We start from the raw sequence: 21,809 nt of genomic DNA, 5'->3' as shown, positions 1-21,809 counted from the left end.
AATGATGGAGCCGGGCGTCTTCTCCGCATCTCCGTTTCTGCCGTTGGTCGGCTTGAGCGTTGTCCTGCTGGTGGTTTATATCCTCCTGCAGGGCTTTGCGGCGACGAAGGAACTCGGCTCTCGATGGAATGCCGGTCCGCGCGACGAGGGTTTGAAACCCTCCGGCAAATTTGCCAGTCGCGCGGAGCGAGCCTCTGCCAATTTCCGTGAGACCTATCCGGCTTTCATCGGTCTGGCGCTGGCGCTCGTGCTGAAAGGCGATCCGTCCGGATGGGGAATTGTCGGCGCGTGGCTCTGGTTTTTCGGCCGCATCGTCTATATCCCGCTTTATCTGGCGGGCATTCCCTATTTCCGTTCCTTCGTCTGGCTCATTAGTCTGGTGGGGCTCGGTATCATGCTTCTGGCTTTGGTTCTGTGATGACAGCCTGCGCGTGAAACACGCGCAATGAAGGAAACACGATGCATCCCTATCTGTTCGAACTTGCATCCCTGATGGCGATTTTCGTCTTTGCCATTGTTTCCCCCGGCGCCGATCTCGCCATGGTCATCCGGCAATCGCTGCTGCATGGCCGCCGCGAGGCGATCATCACGAGCTTCGGCATTGGCGCCGCCCTGATGATGCATGTGACTTACACGGTTTTGGGCCTCGGGCTCATCATTTCCAAGTCGATCTATCTGTTCAATATCGTCAAATGGTGCGGTGTGGCCTATCTGGTCTATATCGGCATCAAGGCGCTGCGGGCCGGAACCACAAAGATCGACGTGGACGCAACGCCGAAGGAACCGCGCAAGCAGCAGAGCTTTGCCAAGGCATTCGGCCTCGGCTTTGCCGCCAATGCGCTGAACCCAAAGGCTGTGTTCTTCTTTCTGTCGATTTTCTCGACGGTCGTTCATGCCCATACGCCGACCGAGGTGAAGCTCGGTTACGGTGTCGTAATGGCGACTGCGCTCATCTCCTGGTTTGTCGGCGTCAGTCTTTTCATGACGACGCCGAAGATGCGAGCGGCCTTCGCGCGCGCCTCGAAATGGATTGATCGGGCCAGCGGTGTTGTCTTCATCGCGCTGGGACTTAAACTTGCCACCGAAAAGGCTATGTAAGAAGCAACAGGTTCAGTTTTGCTGAACCTCGATTCGCTGCCGGAAACACTCAACCGGAACATTCAGGGAGAACCGACAGATGCACGCTGCAAACAAGCTTTTCAGGACCGCCGCCGTTTCGGTGCTTGCGCTCACCGTGTTCTCAACTGCGGTTCAGGCGGCCTGCACCCAGAATCGGGCGATTTATCGCGATCGCGACGATGCTTATACGCTGACCTTCCGCCCGGAGCAGCCGAACGACCTGAAAATGTCACCGGCGCCGACGAACGAGTTCACCATTACGGCCAATGACAAGCCCGAGTTCAAGCTGAGCGGCATGGTGATCTGGCCGGAAGAAGGCGTGGCACGTCCCTATGCGTTGCTGACCTTCAACTGCAAGGGCGATGGTTCCAATCCGGAAGATCTCGACGATTGCAGTATCTGGCAGAGCGTCATCTATGCGCTAAAGGAAGGCGCGGAAGCCGATGTCCTGCCCAAGGCGGAAGAACCGGCGGCGCAGGCAATCCTGCTGCCTGATCTGGTGACGGCGCTGGATGGTTATGATTTTGGAGCGGCGAAACCTGAAAAGCCGCTTCAGTGGGAAGCATTCCGCTTTCAGGGATGTTCACCAGACGAGGAATAGCCGGCACCCTGTAGGCACCGGTTGCATGTGAATAATTTCGAATGAGAGAACGGGCCCAGATGAACGGGGCGTTCGAAAAACGTTCAGGACAGACTGAAGAAGGATAGTTCAATGTCATACGATGTGGTTGTCATCGGTACAGGCCCCGGCGGTTATGTCGCCGCGATCAAGGCTGCACAGCTTGGTCTTTCCGTTGCTGTTGTGGAGAAGCGCAAGACCTTCGGTGGCACCTGCCTGAATATCGGCTGCATTCCCTCCAAGGCACTTCTGCATGCGTCGGAAGTTTTTGCTGAAGCCGGTCACTCCTTCGACACGCTCGGCGTGGAAGTAACGCCGAAGCTCAATCTGGGAAAGATGCTGGCGCACAAGGACACGACCGTAAAGGCCAATGTCACGGGCGTTGAATTCCTGTTCAAGAAGAACAAGATCACGGCCTTCATCGGCGCTGGCAAGATCGTTGGCAAGGGCAAGGTTTCCGTGACCACTGAAGACGGCAAGGTCGAGGAAATCGAAGCAAAGAACATCATCATTGCCACCGGTTCCGATGTTGCGGGCATTCCGGGCGTCAAGGTCGATATTGACGAGAAGGTCATCGTTTCCTCGACTGGCGCGCTTTCCTTCGACAAGGTTCCGGGCAGTCTGATCGTTGTCGGCGGCGGTGTGATCGGTCTGGAGCTTGGTTCCGTCTGGGCGCGTCTTGGTGCGAAGGTCACGGTCGTCGAGTATCTCGACAAGGTGCTCGGGCCTATGGATGGCGAAGTGTCGAAGCAGTTCCAGCGCCTGCTCGAAAAGCAGGGCATTGCCTTCAAGCTCGGCGCAAGGGTTACGGGCGTCGAGAAAGCCGGCAAGGCCAATTCAGGGGGCGCGAAGGTGACCTTCGAACCGGTGAAGGGTGGCGCGGCTGAAACGCTTGAAGCTGATGCAGTTCTGATCGCGACCGGTCGTCGTCCTTACACAGATGGTCTTGGCCTTCAGGAAGCGGGTGTGAATGTCGATGATCGCGGCCGTGTTGCAATCGATGACCATTGGCGCACCAATGTCGAAGGCATCTATGCCATCGGCGACGTGGTGCAGGGTCCGATGCTGGCGCACAAGGCCGAAGACGAAGGCATTGCAGTTACCGAAATCATTGCCGGTCAGGCCGGTCACGTGAATTTCGATGTCATTCCGAGCGTCGTCTACACGCAGCCGGAAGTCGCTTCGGTCGGCAAGACCGAAGAAGAGCTGAAAGCTGCCGGTATCGACTACAAGGTTGGCAAGTTCCCGTTCACGGCCAATGGTCGTGCACGCGCCATGCAGCACACCGACGGCTTCGTGAAAATCCTTGCTGACAAGGCAACGGACCGCGTTCTGGGCGCTCATATCCTCGGCTATAATGCCGGTGAAATGATCCACGAACTGGCTGTTCTGATGGAGTTTGGTGGCTCGTCGGAAGATCTTGCGCGCACCTGCCATGCCCACCCGACCATGTCGGAAGCTGTGCGCGAATCCGCTCTGGCGACCTTCGCCAAGCCGATCCATATGTAATTGGCTGCAACCATATGATTATAAAAAGGCCCGCTGATGCGGGCCTTTTTTCGTTAATGCTTAATTTTGTGCCGGTCGGGCTGGAGCCGGTGTGGCAGGCTCATTCTGTGTCGTCGGCGGCGGGGGAGGTGGAGCCGCAGTATCCGTTCCACTGCCATTCCGGTAGAAGAAGTAAGCGAGGATAATGATCGCTGCCAGAAGCACTGCACCAAGCAGATAGCCACTTCCGCCGCGCGGGGGCGGAGGTGGCGGCATTCCGGAAGGGTCTGACAGGCGCGGATCGGAAGTTGTGCGCGGGTCGCTATTTCGTGGATCAAGGGGATCAACCATAACGGGCTCCTCCAATGGTCCCTTTCGTCATCGAAGCGACGTTTGGGAAATGATGGTTGGCCGGGCATTTGCGGTCATACATGGGCCAATCTGTGCTCCGACCGCCTCAAATGTGTGTTGAAATGCGTTGCGATAACAAACCCGGTGTATATCAATGCGAGAAAGAGCGCTTAGTTCCAAGAAATCTAATATAAGAAGAGCTATAAATTAATAGCTGTACAATGCAATTAGGCGAGGATTCTATTAACCCAAGCGAAACTGCACATTGATATGTATATTCAATCACGGAAGCGATCCGGTAATAGGGACTATGGTCGATCAACTGGCCATCTTGGCTTTATCACTGGAAATCATTGATGAGGTCGGATCGTTGAGAGCGATCGTAAACCACGCCGAAATTTGAGGAATGACATAATGCCGTCGAAAGAGAACCTGAAAACCATTGAGCGCTTTGAAAAGCTCTCTTCGCTTCTGCGCGATGAACAGTTCAAGCTTCTCGATGAAGCGGCACGGGAAGAAGCGCTTCCGGGAAAATCGATACTGAGACAGATTGCCGAACTCGAGCTCAATATAACGGCCATTGAAAACAGCATCACCGATCTGAAAGCCGACTAGCAATATTCTAGCTTAGAGGTTTTATAGTGGGCTCACCCGATAGCCTTTTGCGCGTAACAGTTCAATTATTCCTTCCTTGCCCGGCAGATGCAGGGCGCCGACGGCAATAAAGGCATTTCCCTTATCGATGATCGGAACGGCACGATCCGCCATGACCTGATTACGGTCGGAAATGAGATATTTTAGAAATAGTTCATAGTCTGCTTCGGAAAGACTGTCGGGAACGATCTTTCGGAGCGACGGCATGATCATGCCAATCTCGCCCTTGAGGTAGAGCGCGGTCGTGGTCTCCATGGCATCCTCGACCTTGTCGCCATAGTCGACGGTAGCCACCAGATTGCGGAGATGGAAGTCGAGCGGCATCCGGTTCATCGCGACCAGTTGTTCTGCCGCACTTTCCAGGCCCGAAACATTGCGGCCCTCGGCCTGTGCGTCGAGAGCCAGCCGTTCATCAAGCGATCTCTCGCCATCGTTTTTGCGCTCCCTCTCGCATTTTGGAAGTGCGAGCAGGCTGGTCAGCACCCACGGCTTCATTTTTGCAACCGCGTCGAGAACGATACCGCGTTCTGCAAGCTTCTGTTCGATCTCCTCGCGCCGCTCGGGCGGAATATGCGACTTCAGTGTGCTTCCATCGGTGAAAAGCAGCAGGTCGGGCTGTTCGAGCTTGAGACGCAGGAAAGCCTTCGGGTCCAGAATATCCGTCGTTTCGATGACGACAGTGCTTGCTGAATAATAGGCCTCGTCGACGGCTTTCGGCAATGTCAAAACACGCGGATCGGAAAGATGGATCGTGCCGAAAAGATAGGACGGTTCGACGCCGTCTTTATCGATTTTCCAGAGAAGCCCTTTGCGATTGGGTACAGCATCGGCTTCGCGCTGTATTTCCTGCCAACTTGCCGGGTCTTTTGCCTCCAACCCGTCAATGAGATTGATGCCGTGCACGGCGCAAGCAGCAGGTGCATCGTCGGCGCGAGCCGAGGCAGTGCCTGCCAGACAGGCATAGAGAAGAACGAGAAGCAGCTTTTTCATGAGAGTAATATAGGGGCAGTTTTTTCCGATGCCAGCGACTTCTCAAGCGCGCGGATGCGCCTTGTCATAGACTTCCAGCAGCCGCTCGGTATCCACGCCGGTATAGACCTGCGTGGTCGAGAGGCTTGCATGGCCAAGCAGCTCCTGGATGGTCCTGAGATCACCGCCTCGCCCCAGAAGATGGGTGGCGAAGGAATGGCGCAGCGCATGCGGCGTCGCGCTGTCGGGTAGGCCGAGACCAGCACGCAGTTTCTGCATTTCACGCTGGATGATCGCAGCATGCAGCACGCCGCCCTTGGCGCCACGAAAAAGCGGTTTGTCGGCGGAAAGGTCGAACGGACAAAGCGTTCGATATTGCGCAACGGCGCGATGCACGATGGGCAGGAGCGGGACGAGACGCGCTTTGTTGCCCTTGCCCGTAATGGTGATCGAACGGGCAGTGCTGTCGGACAGCGCATCACCCATCAGGCCGAGCGCTTCCGAAATGCGCAAGCCGCAACCGTAGAGCAAGGTCAGGACGGCTGCGTTGCGCGCGGCAATCCATGGTTCCTCCGCCATTTGCCCATCGGCTGCAACCACGCGCCGGGCGTCTTCGGCGGTCAATGGTTTCGGCAATGATTTCGGCTGGCGTGGCGCGCGCATGGCGCTTGCGCCTGCCGCATTGGCCAGGCCACGTTTTTCCAGATGGCGTAAAAGCGAGCGCACGCCAGCAAGCCCGCGGCCCAGCGTGCGGGCACCGACGCCTTCATTGCGACGGCTGGCCAGAAACGAACGCAGGTCGGCGATCCGTAGATTGCCAACATCTTTCAGCGATGGCGGTTCGCCCAGATGCCCAGTCAGAAAATTGAGGAACTGACGTGTGTCGCGCTCATAGGCTTCGAGTGTGTTTTCCGACAGGCGGCGCGCATCCTTCAGCGTCTTCAACCATTCTTCACGCGCCGCCGCGAGATCGGCGCGGGCAGGGATCAGAAATTCGCTGTTCGTTGTCATAATCAAGCCGGTCGTTCATTCTGGATGGACGGACAGTTTGCCAGCGATAGGTTACCGGCTGGTTGTTCGCGGGACGAAAAGCACTATTCTTACGAATTGAGGTGAATTGCGCTGACGAAAGGGCTATTGAACGAAAAATAGTTCTATTCGAGCAGCAGAAACAAGGTTGGCAATGCCGCGTCCAGAAAACCCGATCCAGCTTGCCGTCATTGGTGCCGCCCATGGCACGCGTGGCGAAGTGAGAGTAAAGACCTTTACCGGCGACCCGCTGGCAATTGCCGAATACGGCTTGCTCTATGACGAACAGGGCAAGAGTTACGAGGTTCTGGAAGCTCGTCCAGCAAAGACGGTCGTGGTCGTGCGCTTCAAGGGCATCAATGATCGTAATGCCGCCGAAGCGTTGAACGGGACCGAACTTTTTATTGATCGTTCGCAGCTGCCGGACGACGAACTGGACGAAGACGAGTTCTTCCAGACCGACCTGATCGGCTTGCTGGCGGTGGATGCTGAAGGCAAGACCTATGGCGTGGTGAGCGCCTTGTTCGATTTCGGTGGCGGCGACCTCATCGAGCTCAGCGAAAAGGGCAAGCGCCCGATGCTTATTCCGTTCACGGAGGCAGCCGTACCGGAAATCGATCTGGACAAGGGCACTTTGCTGGTCGAGCCCTATGCCGCTGGACTGATCGCCGACGATGAGGATGAACGCCCGCAGAACGAAAAGAAAAAGCCGAAGAAGTCATGACCGACGTTTCAAGGGTCGATGATGAGCCCGGCTTCTTTCATGCATCGGTGCTGACGCTTTATCCGGAAATGTTTCCCGGCCCCCTTGGCACTTCGCTTGCAGGTAAGGCACTCAGCGAGGCCAAATGGCAGCTCGATGCGGTGCAGATTCGCGATTTTGCGGAAGGCAAGCACCGTATGGTCGATGACACGCCATCCGGTGGTGGCGCTGGCATGGTGATGAAGCCGGATGTGATCGCCCGCGCGCTGGATTCGGTTGCCGACGGTCGCCGTCCGATGCTGCTGATGAGCCCGCGCGGAAAGCCGCTGACGCAGAAGCGCGTGCGCGAACTGGCCGACGGACCGGGCGCGATCATTCTTTGTGGTCGTTTCGAGGGTGTGGACGAGCGCGTCATCGAGGCGCGCAATCTCGAGGAAGTATCGATCGGCGATTACATCCTGTCGGGTGGAGAAACCGCGGCAATCGTTTTGCTTGATGCAATCGTGCGGCTTTTGCCGGGTGTGATGGGCAATCGCGAATCCGGAGAGACCGAAAGTTTTGAGACCGGCTTGCTCGAACATCCGCATTATACCCGGCCTCAGGTTTGGGAAGATAGGCCCATTCCCGAAATCCTGACCTCCGGCAATCATGGCGCGATCGATAAATGGCGGCATGAGCAGGCCGAACGGATCACGAAGGAACGGCGTCCCGATCTTTGGGAAGCCTATAGCGAGGGCAAACGCAAATGAACCTGATCCAGCGGCTCGAAAGTATTTCCCTCGCGCTGCTGGCGCTGGGAGCTTATTGGGTCAGCGGTGCAAGCTGGTGGCTTTTCGCCCTGCTCATTCTGGCGCCCGATCTGTCCTTCTTCGGCTATATGAAGGGGCCGCGCACCGGCGCCGTGGTCTATAATATCGCCCATAGCTGGATCGGCGTTGTGCTTCTCGCAGTTCTGGGTTGGGCGATGAACTGGCAGATCTGCATCGCTATGGCACTGATCTGGGCCGTGCATATCGGCGTCGACCGCGCGCTTGGCTTCGGTCTCAAATATGGAACCGGTTTCAAGGACACGCATCTGGGCCGTATCTGAGGCGATTTTCTTGTCCTGATATTGATTCATTGGCGGCAATGGTGTATTGCCGCGCGAGTTCGGGCTAGTCCCGACAATGCAATATCTCGTTCGGGCAAAGCCCGAAACGTCCTAAACCAATAAATGGTGTACCGCTCCTGCCTGAAATTGAGGGCATAGCCGCAGGGCCAAGGATTGCTTGGCGGCAAGTGCAGAGCGCTCTGACTGTTTGAGAAGAATTCAAGAAGGAGAGAGACGATGACCGATATCATTCGTCAGCTTGAAGCCGAACAGGCAGCAAAGATCGAAGAAAAGCGCAAGCTTCCAGATTTCCAGCCGGGCGACACGGTTCGCGTTCAGGTTCGCGTTACCGAAGGTACGCGTACCCGCGTGCAGGCCTATGAAGGCGTCTGCATTGCCCGTTCCGGCGCTGGCCTCAACGAAAACTTCACCGTTCGCAAGATTTCGTACGGCGAAGGCGTAGAGCGCGTATTCCCGGTTTACTCGCCGATCGTCGAAGGCGTTGAACTCGTTCGCCGCGGCAAGGTTCGTCGCGCGAAGCTTTACTACCTGCGTGGCCTTACCGGTAAGGCTGCCCGTATTGCTGAAAAGAAAGACAACCGTACCAAGGCCGAGCGCGAAGCCGACAAGGCTGCCGCCGCCAAGGCCGAAGCCGCCAAGGCTGCTGCTGAATAAGCTTCACAGCAATCTGTTTGAAAAAGGCGGCCTCGGGTCGCCTTTTTTATTTGCCAAATGCGACGGGCTGCGTAACATATTGCATAATTCCGCCCATATCTCGCAAGATTGTTACTGCGACACCCTGTTGCGGTTTCAGTTTCTTGACGAACCGTGATGGCGGGTGCATATGACAGCCAAAGTTAAGAACTATTCAAAGGACCTCTCGCAATGAGCGCGCCGCGTACACTTTACGACAAGATCTGGGACGACCATGTAGTGGATCAGCAGGAAGACGGAACCTGCCTCCTTTATATTGATCGCCATCTTGTGCACGAAGTGACGAGTCCGCAGGCTTTTGAAGGCCTGCGCATGGCTGGCCGCAAGGTGCGTCATCCTGAAAAGACGCTGGCCGTGGTCGATCACAATGTTCCGACCTCACCGGACCGCATCAACGGTATCAAGAACGAGGAAAGCCGCATTCAGGTCGAGGCTCTGGCCAAGAATGCTGCGGATTTCAACGTTGAATATTATTCCGAGCGCGATCGCCGTCAGGGCGTCGTGCACATCGTCGGACCGGAACAGGGCTTCACCTTGCCGGGCATGACTATCGTCTGCGGCGACAGCCACACCTCCACGCATGGCGCTTTCGGTTCGCTTGCGCATGGTATCGGCACCTCCGAGGTGGAACACGTTCTGGCTACCCAGACGCTGATCCAGAAGAAAGCCAAGAACATGCTGGTGCGTGTCGAGGGTGAACTGGCTCCGGGCGTGACCGCCAAGGATATCACGCTCGCCATCATCGGCGAAATCGGCACTGCAGGCGGCACCGGTTATGTGATCGAATATGCAGGCAGCGCCATTCGCTCGCTGTCAATGGAAGGTCGCATGACCGTCTGCAACATGTCGATTGAGGGCGGCGCACGCGCTGGCCTGATCGCACCGGATGAAACGACCTTTGCCTATGTGCAGGACAAGCCGCGCGCGCCGAAGGGCGAAGCGCTGGAACAGGCTATTGGTTACTGGAAGACGCTGCATTCTGATGAAGGTGCGCATTTCGACAAGATCGTCGAGCTGGATGCGGCCAAGATTTCGCCGGTCGTCTCCTGGGGCTCCTCGCCGGAAGACGTCGTTTTCGTCACCGACATCGTTCCGAACCCGGACGATATCAAGGACGAAACCAAGCGTGCATCCAAATGGCGTGCTCTGGACTATATGGGCCTGAAACCGGGCACCAAGATGACCGACATCAAGATCGATCGCGTCTTCATCGGTTCCTGCACCAATGGTCGTATCGAAGATCTGCGCGATGCGGCACGCATGGCCGCTGGTAAGAAGGTTGCGGCTGGCGTCAATGCCATGATCGTGCCGGGGTCCGGGCTCGTGAAGGAGCAGGCAGAAGCCGAAGGTCTGGACAAGATCTTCATCGAAGCCGGTTTCGACTGGCGCGAACCGGGTTGCTCCATGTGCCTTGCCATGAACGACGACCGCCTGAAGCCGGGCGAACGTTGCGCTTCGACCTCGAACCGTAACTTCGAAGGTCGCCAGGGCTTCAAGGGCCGCACCCATCTCGTGTCGCCAGCCATGGCTGCCGCTGCGGCAATTGCCGGACATTTCGTCGACATTCGCGAGTGGAACTGAGGTTTCACATCTGACGAAGCGCTTCTGGAAAGACCAAACCGCCGGTTCATCCCGGCGGTTTTTCTTTGGCTGTATATTAGCAGCTTTTTCACGCTTTGATTGTAAGGAGGAATGGGGTGGCTGGCGTCTGGGAGCCTTTGACAGCCAGCACGGGGAAGAGCATCGATGAATGGAGCCGACTTTATCCTCCTGATCAACATGACCGTTTCCGGTCTGTTTGCTTTCGCATTTCTCGGCATTGCCGTTTATGCGCGGGATAATGCGGCCGCGCCTGTCTTCGCCTTCGGCTTTATTTTCGCAATGCTCTATTTCCTGACAGAGCTTGCCATGCCTTCCATTCCCAATCCCCGCCTCGGTTATATGCTCGCCTTTTCGACCTATTACCTGACATTGTCCTGTCTGGTCGTCGGTCTGGCGCGGATGTATGGCCGACCGGTGCCGTGGATTGCGCTCGGTCTGCTGACCATTGCATCTCTCGCCGGGGTCTACAGCATATATGACATTGCCCGCAGCCAGATGATCGGCATGCTGCTTTATCAGGCGCCCTATTTCCTCGTACTCCTTCTGGCAGTGTGGCTGATCCTGCGGGTGGAACGCAACGGTATCGATACCTTGATGGCGATACTGTTTGGTATCAGTGCCGTCCATTTCCTGTTCAAGCCGGTCATCGCTGTGCTGTCGGGAGGCGCGGGTTCTGAACCGGCTGATTATATCGATACGACCTACGCAATGTTCTCGCAGTCAATCGGTGCTGCTCTTTCCGTCGCAGGCGGGCTGCTTCTGCTCTTGAGCCTGATGCGGGAGCTGATCGCCAATATGCTGATCCGCTCGGAAACGGACCAGCTTTCGACCTTGCTCAACCGGCGCGGTTTCGAGTTTCGCGCTGAGGCTGCAATTGAAAAGTCGAAACGCATGCGGCAGGCCTTGTCGCTTGTTCTGTGCGACATCGATCACTTCAAGGCAATCAACGATACACATGGTCATGCGCTGGGAGACCGCGTCATTGCCGCGTTCTCGGCCGAATTGCACAAGGCAGCCAATGCCAAGGGTGGGATTGCCGCGCGTATTGGCGGCGAGGAATTCGCGATCATTCTGCCGGGCAATACGATCCAGTCCGCATGGAGATTTGCGGACAAGACCCGGCTTGCCTGTCGCGATATCCATATTCCGGGCAGGAACGGCGGGATTGAATTCACCGTGAGCTTCGGTATCGCGGAAATGGAATTCGACGATGTGTTTTCCGATCTCTACAAGCGGGCCGACGGGGCGCTTTATGAAGCGAAGAAGGGTGGGCGCAACTGCGTCCGCAGCGCTCTGCCGATACTGGTGGACGAAAACGTTGTGGAGTTCCGCTCAAAGGCCGGGCGTTGAACGAATCCTATTGATAGCCGCAGCCTGCATGGTCGAGGACCGGCGTCTCCCCGCGGTCGATCCCATACATGAAAGAGCGTCCGTGCAGCACGACTGCGCACTCGCAATTGCTGTTGGGCTTGGCGACGATATAGGCAACCGTGCGATCCCGCGGCGCGGTAATCACCTTCATGCGTTGCGGCGAAGGCAAAACTGGCTTCTGCGCCGCGCCGACCCGGATGATCTTGGCGCCATTATCCGGCATCTGGACGACAAGATTTCCTGATGCATCGACGGAGCGCATAGCTTCTTCGGCAAGCGCGGGACTGGTCAGCGCAAGGGCGCCGACGACAACCAGACCAAGTATCAGCCGTTTGCAGTTTGCCATCGTTGATCGAGCCTCATCGTGCATGATCCCAAAGAGAATGAGGACTATCTTAACTCTTTCTTTACCTTTGTCATCCGTGCTGGCTAAAATCGAACCGGTCTTCTCGTGCGCTACTGCTTCGCAGGTCGCAGACGGAAGAGCTGGAAACGCCAAGGAACGTCTAATGACCAAAGATCATGCCGTCGATATTGCGCTCCTCCATCTGCGTGATGCCCATGAATTCGCGCCGCTGCTGGCAAGCTACGCGCAGGCGCTGAAGCGCGGCGCTCCACGCCGCCCCGACGATTTTTATGCCGAACACCTGCTTCAGGATCGCGCCGCTGAAACTCTGGGGGCCAGGGTCGACGGAAATCTGGTCGGCTTCGTGATCTTCTACGATCTGCCCGAACCCGTGACGGGTCTGCGTGCAGGGCAGGTGGACCATATCTATGTGCATCACGATCATCGCGGAAAGGGCATAGCCAAGGCGCTGATCGACGTGCTTGCCGACAAGGCGGAAGAGCGCAGCTGGTCCAAGCTGGTGCTTAATGCGCCGCGCGTGCCGGAAGACGGACGCAAGCTCTATGAACAGATTGCTACAGCTGCGGACTGGTCGAGCTATGTGATTCGATTCGGCAGTTGATCGATTTCCCAAAAGTTGATGAAATTACACATGTTTTTGCCGATTGCGGTCTTCAATCGTTTGAATGCCGCAATCACGCGAATGTGTCGCCCAGGTGCGACCAATTGTTAGTCTTTTCGTGAAAAAGCTTCTTTGACGTGATGGTAAAAGCGCAGTAGAAAGCGCCACATAGGGCCGTACGCCACGGTCCAGCCATATTTTATTGGGTCGTACCGGCGCGGGATCGTAAAGTCCGGTTCCCTGTGCTTTGGACGACGTCGAACTGGGGTTCGGGAGAACCCGCAACCTGGCTGCTTCGCTGATCTTCGTCAGCGGGGTGTGGCCGGAGAGAAACGTCAGGGAAGCCTACAGAGCCATGACACAACCGACTGTAACGCGCCAGCGTCCTTTGTCGCCGCACCTGTCCATCTACAAGCCGGTCATTACGATGACGATGTCCATCGTCCATCGCATCACGGGCGGCGCACTTTACTTCGGCACCCTGTTGCTGGCAGCCTGGCTGATTTCGGCTGCGGTCAGCGAAGAGTGCTTCAATTTCGTCAACGCATTGTTCTCGTCCTGGATCGGCCGCCTGATCCTGTTCGGCTATACCTGGGCGCTTCTGCACCATCTGGCCGGTGGCGTTCGTCACCTGATCTGGGATACGGGCGCTGGTCTTGAAAAGCACACAGCTTCGAAGATCGCCTGGGCGACCGTCGTTTTCTCCGTCATCGCCACGATCCTCGTCTGGGTCGTTGCCTATTCGGTGCGCTAAGGGGAGCTGGTTTCATGAACGGTATGAACAATGATATGCGCACTCCGCTCGGCAAGGTTCGGGGTCTGGGATCGGCCAAGGAAGGCACCGGTCATTTCTGGTATCAGCGGTTGAGCGCCGCCGCTCTGGTGCCGCTGGTCATGTTTTTCATCGGTCTGGTCATTTCGCTCAATGGCGCAAGCTATGCGGAAGTCCGGGCTGCCTTGTCGCATCCCTTCACGGCAATCGTGATGGCGCTGTTCGTTCTGACTGGCGTTTATCACATGCGCCTGGGTATGCAGGTCATTATCGAAGATTACGTGCATGGCGAAGGCATGAAGGTCGTGCTGGTGATGTTGAACACCTTCTTTACGGCGGTGGTTGGCTTTGCCTGCATTTTTGCGATTCTCAAGCTGAGCTTCGGAGGTTGATAGCCCGATGGCTAGTGCAGTAAACAACGCGGCCGATGCTGCCGTGGCAAGCAAATATACCTATGTCGATCACAAGTTCGACGTGGTGGTGGTCGGAGCTGGCGGCGCGGGCTTACGCGCAACGCTCGGCATGGCCGAGCAAGGCCTGAAGACGGCTTGCATCACCAAGGTTTTCCCGACCCGTTCGCATACGGTCGCAGCGCAGGGTGGCATCGCCGCTTCGCTCAAGAATATGGGCCCGGACAGCTGGCAGTGGCACATGTACGATACCGTCAAGGGATCGGACTGGCTCGGCGACACCGATGCGATGGAATATCTGGCGCGTGAAGCGCCTGCCGCCGTCTACGAACTGGAACACTATGGTGTGCCTTTCTCGCGTACCGAAGAAGGCAAGATCTATCAGCGCCCGTTCGGCGGCCACATGCAGAATTTTGGCGACGGTCCTCCGGTCCAGCGCACCTGTGCTGCTGCCGACCGCACCGGCCACGCTATCCTGCATACGCTCTATGGCCAGTCGCTCAAGAACAACGCGCAGTTCTTCATCGAATATTTCGCGCTCGATCTCATCATGACTGACGGTGTCTGCACCGGCGTCGTGGCGTGGAACCTTGATGACGGCACGATCCATCGCTTCTCGGCCAAGATGGTGGTTCTGGCGACGGGCGGTTATGGCCGTGCCTATTTCTCGGCAACCTCTGCCCATACCTGCACCGGCGATGGTGGCGGCATGGTCGCACGTGCCGGCCTGCCACTGCAGGACATGGAATTCGTACAGTTCCATCCAACTGGCATCTATGGCGCTGGCTGCCTGATTACTGAAGGCGCGCGCGGTGAAGGCGGTTATCTGGTCAATTCCGAAGGCGAGCGCTTCATGGAGCGTTATGCTCCTTCGGCCAAGGATCTTGCCTCGCGTGATGTTGTCTCACGCTGCATGACCATGGAAATCCGTGCTGGCCGTGGCGTCGGCAAGGCCAAGGATCACATCTTCCTGCATCTTGACCATCTCGATCCGGCTGTTCTGCATGAACGCCTGCCGGGTATTTCGGAATCGGCCAAGATTTTCGCAGGCGTCGATGTGACCAAGGAACCGATCCCGGTTCTCCCGACGGTTCACTACAATATGGGTGGCATTCCGACCAATTACTGGGGCGAAGTGTTGAACCCGACCGAGGCTGATCCAGACCGCGTACAGCCGGGCCTGATGGCTGTCGGCGAAGCGGGCTGCGCTTCGGTGCACGGCGCAAACCGTCTCGGCTCCAACTCGCTGATCGACCTTGTGGTGTTCGGTCGTGCGGCTGCAATCCGCGCTGGGCAGGTCATTGATCGCAAGTCGAAGATTCCTGACCTCGACGTTACCGCCTGCGACAAGATCATGGAGCGCTTCGATCGTCTGCGTTTTGCCAACGGCTCCCAGCCGACCGCAGAACTGCGCGAGAAGATGCAGCGTACCATGCAGGAAGATGCCGCCGTATTCCGTACGTCGGAATCGCTCAAGCAAGGCGTCGAACGCATGGAAAAGCTCTGGCATGAACTGCCGGACATCAAGGTTACCGACCGTTCGATGATCTGGAATTCCGATCTCGTCGAAACGCTCGAGCTGGAAAACCTGATGGCGAATGCGCTGACGACGGTTGTTTCCGCCGAAGCGCGCCAGGAAAGCCGCGGTGCCCATGCGCATGAGGATTTCCCGGATCGCAACGATGCCGTGTGGCGCAAGCACACCCTGTCCTGGCTGTCGCCGGATGGCAAGGTCAAGCTTGACTACCGTCCTGTCCACCTCGATCCGTTGACGACGGAAGAGGAAGGCGGCATCAGCCTCGCCAAGATTGCGCCGAAGAAGCGCGTTTACTAATCAAGGGAAAGAGCAATGGTTGAACTCGCACTTCCCAAGAATTCGCGCCCGCAAGAGGGCAAGACCTGGCCGCGCCCCGACGGTGCGAAGCGGGTTACCGAATTCCGTATCTATCGCTGGTCGCCGGACGACGACGCCAATCCGAGCATCGACACCTATTATGTCGATCGCGACGATTGCGGTCCGATGGTTCTGGACGGTCTGCTCTATATCAAGAACAAGATCGACCCGACCCTGACGCTGCGCCGTTCGTGCCGTGAAGGCATTTGCGGTTCCTGCGCCATGAATATCGACGGCGCAAACACGCTTGCCTGCACCAAGGGCATGGACGACATCAAGGGTGCCATCAAGGTTTACCCGCTGCCGCATATGCCGGTGGTGAAGGATCTTGTGCCGGACCTCACCAATTTCTACGCCCAGCATCGTTCCATCGAGCCTTGGCTCAAGACGGTTTCGCCGGAGCCGCAGAAGGAATGGCTGCAGAGCCATGAGGACCGTCAGAAGCTCGACGGTCTCTACGAGTGCATTCTGTGCGCCTGCTGCTCGACCTCGTGCCCGAGCTACTGGTGGAACGGCGATCGATATCTCGGTCCTGCCGTGCTGCTGCAGGCCTATCGCTGGTTGATCGATAGCCGCGACGAAGCCAAAGGCGAACGCCTCGACAATCTCGAGGACCCGTTCCGGCTCTATCGCTGCCATACGATCATGAATTGTGCGCAGACCTGCCCGAAGGGCTTGAACCCTGCCAAGGCGATTGCCGAAATCAAGAAGATGATGGTCGAGCGCCGCGTCTAGCAGCGTGACTGATCTGGAATTTGAGAAGGGGAAGGTGCAAACCTTCCCCTTTTTCTTGATCTGAGCTCTGGTTGCCATCGCAGAAGGCTTGATCTTTGTAGCTGCGCCAATATCTCATTGGAGAATAGATCCATCGGAGACAGGGCAATCATGCTCGATCATATTGGTTTCAACATTTCCAGCATGCCCAAGTCGCGAGCATTCTATGATGCGGCACTCGCCCCCCTTGGCATAAGCCGGGCCATGGAGTTCGGCGACTGGGTGGGGTATGGCCGCAATGGCAAGCCGGAATTCTGGATCGGCAAGCAGAAGGGCGCGAAGCTCGATGGCGTGCTTCATGTGGCTTTTTCGGCTGGAACCCGCTCCGAGGTTGACCGCTTTTATGAAGCGGCAATTGCTGCCGGGGGGGCCGACAACGGCAAACCCGGCCTGCGTGCCGATTACCATCCTGATTATTACGCTGCTTTCGTGACGGACCCGGATGGGCACAATATCGAGGCTGTTTGCCACCTGCCCGAATAGAAAAGCGGGCTTGCGCCCGCTCATCATTTCCGCGTCTTGAAATTTTTCAGACCAGCTTTGCGTCCAGCGTAACCTCAATGGCGCCCAGTGCTTTCGAGAGAGGGCAGGACTGCTTGGCCTTGTTGGCGAGCGCTTCGAAATCCTCGACCGAAATGCCGGGGATAGAGGCATTGAGCGTGAGCGCGCTGCGGCTGATCTCAAAGCCACCGCCAGCTGCGGGGCCGACAGTGACTGCCGCAGTTGCTTCCAGCTTTTCCGGTGGTGTTCCGTGTTCCGTCAGGAGTGCGGAAAGCTGCATGGCAAAGCAGCCTGCATGCGCAGCACCCAGAAGTTCTTCCGGATTGGTGCCGGAGCGACCGCTTTCGTCCTGAAAACGAGCTTTGAAATCGTAAGGCAGGTCTTTCAGTGCACCGCTTTGCGTGTTGAGGGTGCCTTTGCCTTCCTTCAGCGTGCCTTGCCAGACGGCGGTTGCTTTTCTGTCCATGGGAAGCTCTCCTCTCGGTTGGGATTTCCGCTACCGATATAGGGCGCTTGACCACGGCTTCCAGCAATCACCCTGAACTAGATGGACTGTCCTTTCAACAAGCGCGGCGTATCGCCTGAAAGACCAGCGGCCTGCTTGATGAAGAAGGATTTCAATGCCGGTACCCGGTCTACGAGCCCCAGACCAATATCGCGGATAGAGCGGATGGCCGGGTTGTCGTTGGAGAAAAGCTTGGTCAGGATGTCCGTCGTCACACCCATCTGCATGGTATCGAAGCGACGCCAGGACTGATAACGCTCCAGAGCGGCAAATGAACCGATGTCGAGGCCGAGGCGATCCGTTTCGACCACGACTTCGGCAATTGCGGCGGCATCCCGGAAGCCAAGATTGAGGCCCTGACCGGCAATGGGATGGATACGGTGCGCCGCATCGCCCACCAGCACGAAACGTGGCTTCACGAATTCACGTGCCAGCGTCAGGCCGAGCGGGAAGGCGCGGCGCGGGCCTTCGACATGCAGGGCACCCAGACGATGCCCGAAGCGCTGTTCCAGTTCGGCTTCGAATACGAAGTCGTCTTCGCGAATGAGGCGTTCGGCATCCGATGTGCGCTCGGTCCAGACCAGTGAACTGCGATTACCCTTCAACGGAAGGATCGCAAATGGGCCGGCTGGAAGAAAATGCTCATCAGCCCGGCCGCCATGCGGCAGTTCATGTGCGACATTGCACACGATGCCGGACTGGCCGTAATCCCAGTTGACCGTCTTGATGCCAGCCAGATCGCGCAGGCGGGAACGCGCGCCATCTGCGGCGATCAGCAGGCGCGTTTCAAGCGTATCCCCATTGGAGAGAGTGACGGTCACACCTTCAGGGAGAGTGTTGAAATTCTCTACGCTGGTGGCTTCGAGGAAGACAATTCTGAGCGCTTCGGCCTTATTATGGAGGGCGGTGTTGAGGACACGGTTTTCCACCATATGGGCAAAGGGTTCGCCGGGTTCGACTTCCCCTTCGAAAGTGAGAAAAACCGGGCGCACCGGATCGGAAGTGCGCGAATCGGTGATGACCATTTCCGTGATGGGCTGGGCTTCGGGAAGGATTTCCTGCCAGCAGCCGAGCTGGTCAAGCATACGTGATGCAGCCGCGGCAATCGAGGAAGCGCGTGGGTCGTTCTTCCAGGCACCAGCCGGTGCACCGTCGATCACGGTGACAGAAAGATGCGGTGCCGCCGATTTGATCGCAACTGCCGTGACGAGCCCGACATAGCCGCCGCCTGCAATCACCACATCGTTACTGCGTGCTGCTTCCTGCTTCTTCCGGGCGGCCATAGTCATTTCCTTTCGAGAATCTATCTCACGATAGCATTTCCAGCAAAAGTGCGAAGCGGTTTTGCGCCAGGCAAATGCTTAGAAACAAAGAGATAGTGCGGTTCCACGATTCTGGTTTGACTGGAACCGCTCTAGCGGTGTTTTGGCATATATCGTTGTCCAAGAAACCCGATATTTTGCCGCGGTGCATGTCGGAACGCGAACTGCCGAAGCGAGGTATCCGGGCCTCTGCCGATACAGCTTCTCCCGCACGCTCCTTGACAGGTTCCAATGCTCCGGCTCAAACAAGAACTCAAAGCATATATATGGTTGCAGGAGACAGGCTGTCCATGACCGATCAAGAAAAGTCCGCTGACGCTCAAACTGACGCAATGCGTGAGCTTCTTTCCATCCTCGATCTGGAAACTCTTGAGGTGGATCTGTTCCGCGGCAACAGTCCACAGGTCGGCTGGCAGCGGGTTTTCGGCGGGCAGGTGATCGGGCAGGCGCTGATCGCAGCGCAGCGCACGGTTGAGCCTGAGCGACATGTCCACTCCCTGCATGCCTATTTCGTGCGGCCCGGCGATCCAGCGACCCCGATTGTCTATGAGGTGGACCGCATCCGCGACGGATCGAGCTTCAGCACACGGCGCGTTCTGGCAAAGCAGCATGGCAAGGCCATTTTTTCCCTTTCGGCTTCGTTTCAGGTGGATGAGGGTGGGCTCGATCACCAACTTCCCATGCCGGAAGGACTGCCGATGCCTGAGCAGCTTGTCGGCGATCACGACATCAAGGAGCAATATCTCCATATGGCGCCGCCCAATGTGCGCAAATACTGGGAGCGGGAGCGGCCTATCGAAATCAAGCCAGTCTCGCTGACCCATTATTTCTCGCGCGAGAAGCTTGAGCCTGCCCAGCATGTCTGGGTCAGGGCGCGCGGTATCGTGCCGGATGACCGGGCATTGCAGGCTGCCATTCTCGCCTATCTCTCCGATATGACGCTGCTCGATACGTCCCTGCATCCGCATGGCCGCACCATTTTCGACCGTGATCTGCAGGTTGCAAGCCTCGATCATGCCATGTGGTTTCATCGTCCATGCAGGCTTGATGACTGGTTGCTCTATACGCAGGACACCCCCAGCGCCTCCGGCGCGCGCGGTTTCAACCGGGGTGCGCTTTATACACGCGATGGCGTGCTGATCGCATCGGTCGCGCAGGAAGGGTTGATCCGCGTCCATGACAAAAAGAAGTGATTATTTTTTAATCGCACATCGATCAGTCGATTAATAATAAGGCATTTCGCTGCTGATTAGTAGAATGCTCGTGGTGCAAAAACCGAATCGAATGAATCACTTACGGCGTCATTCGATTCGAAATCGTAGCGGCACCACCTCTTCCATGGCCCAGAATTTCCGCATTCGGCGCACCGAATATCAGAAAATTTGCAGTTAACTTGCCAGCCAGGGCCAACTGGCACGATTTTTGTTTCTCTCTGTTTGAACCGGTCTTTCCAGCGCAGCCGCGTTTGAAGCCGCCCTTCGACGGAGAAATTCGATGCTCATAACAGGAAGAAACAAGCAAACGGCCCTTCTGGCTACCCTGCCTGCGCTCGTCGCCATGGCCGGGACGGCATTGGCACAGGACGCCGCACCGACACCAACCCTCGATACGGGCGATACGGCGTGGATGCTGACTTCAACCGCGCTTGTGTTGATGATGACTATACCGGGTCTCGCACTGTTCTATGGCGGCATGGTGCGCAAGAAGAACGTGCTCTCCACGGTGATGCAGAGCTTCGCCATTACTTGTCTCATGTCCATTCTGTGGATGGTTGCAGGCTATTCGCTGGCCTTTACCGATGGTGGATCGCTCAACTCTTATATTGGCGGTCTTTCCAAGGCCTTTTTCTCCGGCGTCACGATGGAATCGCTGACGGGAACGATCCCCGAATATGTGTTTATCACCTTCCAGATGACTTTTGCGGTGATCACGCCCGCACTTATCGCCGGTTCGTTTGCCGAACGCATGAAGTTTTCCTCCATGCTTGTCTTCCTGACCCTCTGGCTGTTCATCGTCTATATCCCGGTCGCGCATTGGGTCTGGGGCGGCGGTTTCATGGCGTCGGATGGCGTGCTTGATTTTGCTGGCGGCACGGTCGTCCATATCAATGCCGGTGTGGCCGGTCTGGTTGCGGCTCTCATCATCGGCAAGCGCGATGGTTACGGCCACACCAACATGGCGCCGCACAATCTTGTCCTTTCGGTCATTGGTGCTGCCCTTCTGTGGGTTGGCTGGTTCGGCTTCAATGCCGGTTCCGCTGTCGGTGCCAATGCACTTGCTGGCGTCGCCATGCTCAATACGCAGGTTGCGACTGCTGGTGCGGCTCTGGCCTGGATGTTCGTGGAATGGGCGATTGCAGGCAAGCCGAGCGTGCTCGGTATCATTTCAGGCGCCGTTGCCGGCCTTGTTGCCGTTACGCCTGCCGCCGGTTTCGTCAACCCCATGGGTGCGCTCATCATCGGCATCGTGGCTGGTGCGGTTTGCTATGTGGCGGCCGTAAAGATCAAGCATGCGCTCGGTTATGACGATTCGCTCGATGCGTTTGGCGTCCATGGTGTCGGTGGCTTCGTCGGTGCGGTGCTGACCGGTCTCTTCGCCGATGCGGCGATCAACCCGGCCAGCGAAGGTGCAACCATCGGCAAGCAGTTCTTCGGTGCTGCCATCACGATTGTCTATACGGCGATCGCCACCGCGATCATTCTTTACGTGGTCAAGGCCGTCATGGGCCTGCGCCCCAGCAAACAGGCCGAGATCGAAGGCCTCGACATCGCTTTGCACGGCGAATCCGTTCAATAGAGCGGGATTGTCTCAAGAGGAAAAAGGCGCGGAACACCGCGCCTTTTTCATTTTGTCGACAGGATTCATCTGCGGCCTGATGCATGGTTAATGAGGAATTAACCATCCCGCGACTAGGATCGGACCGATTCAATGTGCCCGGAGCATTTCCGCTCAGG

At 57.2% G+C, this 21,809-nt stretch carries 25 protein-coding genes; 19 read left to right on the top strand and 6 right to left on the bottom strand.

Features of this window, described 5'->3' with window-relative positions; all coding sequences use genetic code 11:
• The first annotated feature begins 4 nt into the window (after positions 1-4).
• The 4 genes from AAE521_RS15795 (at position 5) to lpdA (ending at position 3,247) form a co-directional block, all read left to right on the top strand.
• The gene (locus AAE521_RS15795) at positions 5-418 is read left to right on the top strand and encodes an MAPEG family protein (protein WP_342061829.1); all 414 of its coding nucleotides are present in this window, start codon (positions 5-7) and stop codon (positions 416-418) included.
• Positions 419-459: 41 nt separating this feature from the next.
• A complete protein-coding gene (locus tag AAE521_RS15790) occupies positions 460-1,098 on the top strand; it encodes a LysE family translocator (RefSeq protein WP_342061797.1) in 639 nt (212 codons plus the stop codon).
• Between the two features lie 79 nt (positions 1,099-1,177).
• Positions 1,178-1,720 carry a hypothetical protein gene (locus AAE521_RS15785; protein WP_012091133.1) on the top strand — a complete coding sequence of 181 codons (543 nt, stop codon included), beginning with the start codon at positions 1,178-1,180 and terminating at the stop codon, positions 1,718-1,720.
• A 111-nt stretch (positions 1,721-1,831) separates the two neighbouring features.
• Positions 1,832-3,247 (top strand): dihydrolipoyl dehydrogenase, encoded by a 1,416-nt coding sequence (lpdA, locus tag AAE521_RS15780; RefSeq protein WP_342061796.1) that lies wholly within the window; start codon positions 1,832-1,834, stop codon positions 3,245-3,247.
• Between the two features lie 60 nt (positions 3,248-3,307).
• Here the strand turns inward: lpdA and AAE521_RS15775 are convergent, their stop codons facing one another.
• Positions 3,308-3,577 carry a hypothetical protein gene (locus AAE521_RS15775; protein WP_342061795.1) on the bottom strand — a complete coding sequence of 90 codons (270 nt, stop codon included), beginning with the start codon at positions 3,575-3,577 and terminating at the stop codon, positions 3,308-3,310.
• A 414-nt stretch (positions 3,578-3,991) separates the two neighbouring features.
• Here AAE521_RS15775 and AAE521_RS15770 point away from each other — a divergent pair, with 414 nt between their 5' ends.
• Positions 3,992-4,192 (top strand): hypothetical protein, encoded by a 201-nt coding sequence (locus AAE521_RS15770; RefSeq protein WP_010657585.1) that lies wholly within the window; start codon positions 3,992-3,994, stop codon positions 4,190-4,192.
• Between the two features lie 21 nt (positions 4,193-4,213).
• Here the strand turns inward: AAE521_RS15770 and AAE521_RS15765 are convergent, their stop codons facing one another.
• Together AAE521_RS15765 and AAE521_RS15760 are read right to left on the bottom strand one after the other, a co-directional pair.
• On the bottom strand, positions 4,214-5,221 hold the full coding sequence (locus AAE521_RS15765; protein ID WP_342061794.1) for a TraB/GumN family protein: 1,008 nt from the start codon (positions 5,219-5,221) through the stop codon (positions 4,214-4,216).
• A 42-nt stretch (positions 5,222-5,263) separates the two neighbouring features.
• Positions 5,264-6,211: a tyrosine recombinase XerC gene (locus AAE521_RS15760; RefSeq protein ID WP_012091138.1), complete on the bottom strand. Its 948-nt coding sequence runs from the start codon at positions 6,209-6,211 to the stop codon at positions 5,264-5,266.
• Positions 6,212-6,383: 172 nt separating this feature from the next.
• On the opposite strand from AAE521_RS15760, the gene rimM reads away from it, so the two are divergent.
• From rimM to AAE521_RS15730, 6 genes are all read left to right on the top strand, one after another.
• Positions 6,384-6,953: a ribosome maturation factor RimM gene (gene rimM / locus AAE521_RS15755; RefSeq protein WP_010657582.1), complete on the top strand. Its 570-nt coding sequence runs from the start codon at positions 6,384-6,386 to the stop codon at positions 6,951-6,953.
• Positions 6,950-7,681 (top strand): tRNA (guanosine(37)-N1)-methyltransferase TrmD, encoded by a 732-nt coding sequence (gene trmD, locus AAE521_RS15750; protein WP_342061793.1) that lies wholly within the window; start codon positions 6,950-6,952, stop codon positions 7,679-7,681. Before rimM ends, trmD begins: the two co-directional genes overlap by 4 nt.
• Positions 7,678-8,022 carry a DUF4260 domain-containing protein gene (locus AAE521_RS15745; protein WP_342061792.1) on the top strand — a complete coding sequence of 115 codons (345 nt, stop codon included), beginning with the start codon at positions 7,678-7,680 and terminating at the stop codon, positions 8,020-8,022. Before trmD ends, AAE521_RS15745 begins: the two co-directional genes overlap by 4 nt.
• 237 nt (positions 8,023-8,259) lie before the next feature.
• On the top strand, positions 8,260-8,697 hold the full coding sequence (rplS, locus tag AAE521_RS15740; RefSeq protein ID WP_006467977.1) for a 50S ribosomal protein L19: 438 nt from the start codon (positions 8,260-8,262) through the stop codon (positions 8,695-8,697).
• A gap of 210 nt (positions 8,698-8,907) precedes the next feature.
• Positions 8,908-10,317 carry a 3-isopropylmalate dehydratase large subunit gene (gene leuC, locus AAE521_RS15735; RefSeq protein ID WP_342061791.1) on the top strand — a complete coding sequence of 470 codons (1,410 nt, stop codon included), beginning with the start codon at positions 8,908-8,910 and terminating at the stop codon, positions 10,315-10,317.
• 165 nt (positions 10,318-10,482) lie between these two features.
• Entirely contained in the window at positions 10,483-11,688 is a 1,206-nt protein-coding gene (locus AAE521_RS15730; protein WP_342061790.1) for a GGDEF domain-containing protein, read from the top strand.
• Positions 11,689-11,695: 7 nt separating this feature from the next.
• Here the strand turns inward: AAE521_RS15730 and AAE521_RS15725 are convergent, their stop codons facing one another.
• The gene (locus AAE521_RS15725; protein WP_342061789.1) at positions 11,696-12,055 is read right to left on the bottom strand and encodes a hypothetical protein; all 360 of its coding nucleotides are present in this window, start codon (positions 12,053-12,055) and stop codon (positions 11,696-11,698) included.
• 163 nt (positions 12,056-12,218) lie between these two features.
• Between AAE521_RS15725 and AAE521_RS15720 the strand changes: the two genes are divergently transcribed.
• The 6 genes from AAE521_RS15720 (at position 12,219) to AAE521_RS15695 (ending at position 17,010) form a co-directional block, all read left to right on the top strand.
• Positions 12,219-12,677 carry a GNAT family N-acetyltransferase gene (locus AAE521_RS15720; protein WP_010657576.1) on the top strand — a complete coding sequence of 153 codons (459 nt, stop codon included), beginning with the start codon at positions 12,219-12,221 and terminating at the stop codon, positions 12,675-12,677.
• 355 nt (positions 12,678-13,032) lie between these two features.
• Positions 13,033-13,431, top strand: coding sequence for a succinate dehydrogenase, cytochrome b556 subunit (gene sdhC, locus AAE521_RS15715; protein WP_010657575.1), 399 nt, complete (start codon positions 13,033-13,035; stop codon positions 13,429-13,431).
• Positions 13,432-13,445: 14 nt separating this feature from the next.
• Positions 13,446-13,841 carry a succinate dehydrogenase, hydrophobic membrane anchor protein gene (gene sdhD / locus AAE521_RS15710; RefSeq protein WP_010657574.1) on the top strand — a complete coding sequence of 132 codons (396 nt, stop codon included), beginning with the start codon at positions 13,446-13,448 and terminating at the stop codon, positions 13,839-13,841.
• 7 nt (positions 13,842-13,848) lie between these two features.
• The gene (gene sdhA / locus AAE521_RS15705; protein WP_012091143.1) at positions 13,849-15,693 is read left to right on the top strand and encodes a succinate dehydrogenase flavoprotein subunit; all 1,845 of its coding nucleotides are present in this window, start codon (positions 13,849-13,851) and stop codon (positions 15,691-15,693) included.
• A 15-nt stretch (positions 15,694-15,708) separates the two neighbouring features.
• Entirely contained in the window at positions 15,709-16,488 is a 780-nt protein-coding gene (locus AAE521_RS15700; protein ID WP_010657572.1) for a succinate dehydrogenase iron-sulfur subunit, read from the top strand.
• A 150-nt stretch (positions 16,489-16,638) separates the two neighbouring features.
• Positions 16,639-17,010, top strand: a complete 372-nt coding sequence (locus AAE521_RS15695; protein ID WP_012091144.1) for a VOC family protein — start codon at positions 16,639-16,641, stop codon at positions 17,008-17,010.
• Between the two features lie 46 nt (positions 17,011-17,056).
• Here the strand turns inward: AAE521_RS15695 and AAE521_RS15690 are convergent, their stop codons facing one another.
• Positions 17,057-17,494 (bottom strand): OsmC family protein, encoded by a 438-nt coding sequence (locus AAE521_RS15690; protein WP_010657570.1) that lies wholly within the window; start codon positions 17,492-17,494, stop codon positions 17,057-17,059.
• A 77-nt stretch (positions 17,495-17,571) separates the two neighbouring features.
• Positions 17,572-18,816 carry a ubiquinone biosynthesis hydroxylase gene (locus AAE521_RS15685; RefSeq protein WP_342061788.1) on the bottom strand — a complete coding sequence of 415 codons (1,245 nt, stop codon included), beginning with the start codon at positions 18,814-18,816 and terminating at the stop codon, positions 17,572-17,574.
• A gap of 329 nt (positions 18,817-19,145) precedes the next feature.
• On the opposite strand from AAE521_RS15685, the gene tesB reads away from it, so the two are divergent.
• Both tesB and AAE521_RS15675 read left to right on the top strand, forming a co-directional pair.
• Positions 19,146-20,048, top strand: coding sequence for an acyl-CoA thioesterase II (gene tesB / locus AAE521_RS15680; protein ID WP_071632639.1), 903 nt, complete (start codon positions 19,146-19,148; stop codon positions 20,046-20,048).
• 301 nt (positions 20,049-20,349) lie between these two features.
• On the top strand, positions 20,350-21,651 hold the full coding sequence (locus AAE521_RS15675; protein ID WP_010657567.1) for an ammonium transporter: 1,302 nt from the start codon (positions 20,350-20,352) through the stop codon (positions 21,649-21,651).
• Positions 21,652-21,809 lie beyond the last annotated feature (158 nt).

The sequence above is a fragment of the Brucella cytisi genome, from assembly GCF_038433355.1.
GTDB lineage: Bacteria > Pseudomonadota > Alphaproteobacteria > Rhizobiales > Rhizobiaceae > Brucella > Brucella cytisi.
Note: the sequence above shows the minus strand (reverse complement) of the source record. Positions and strands in the feature narration are given on the sequence as shown.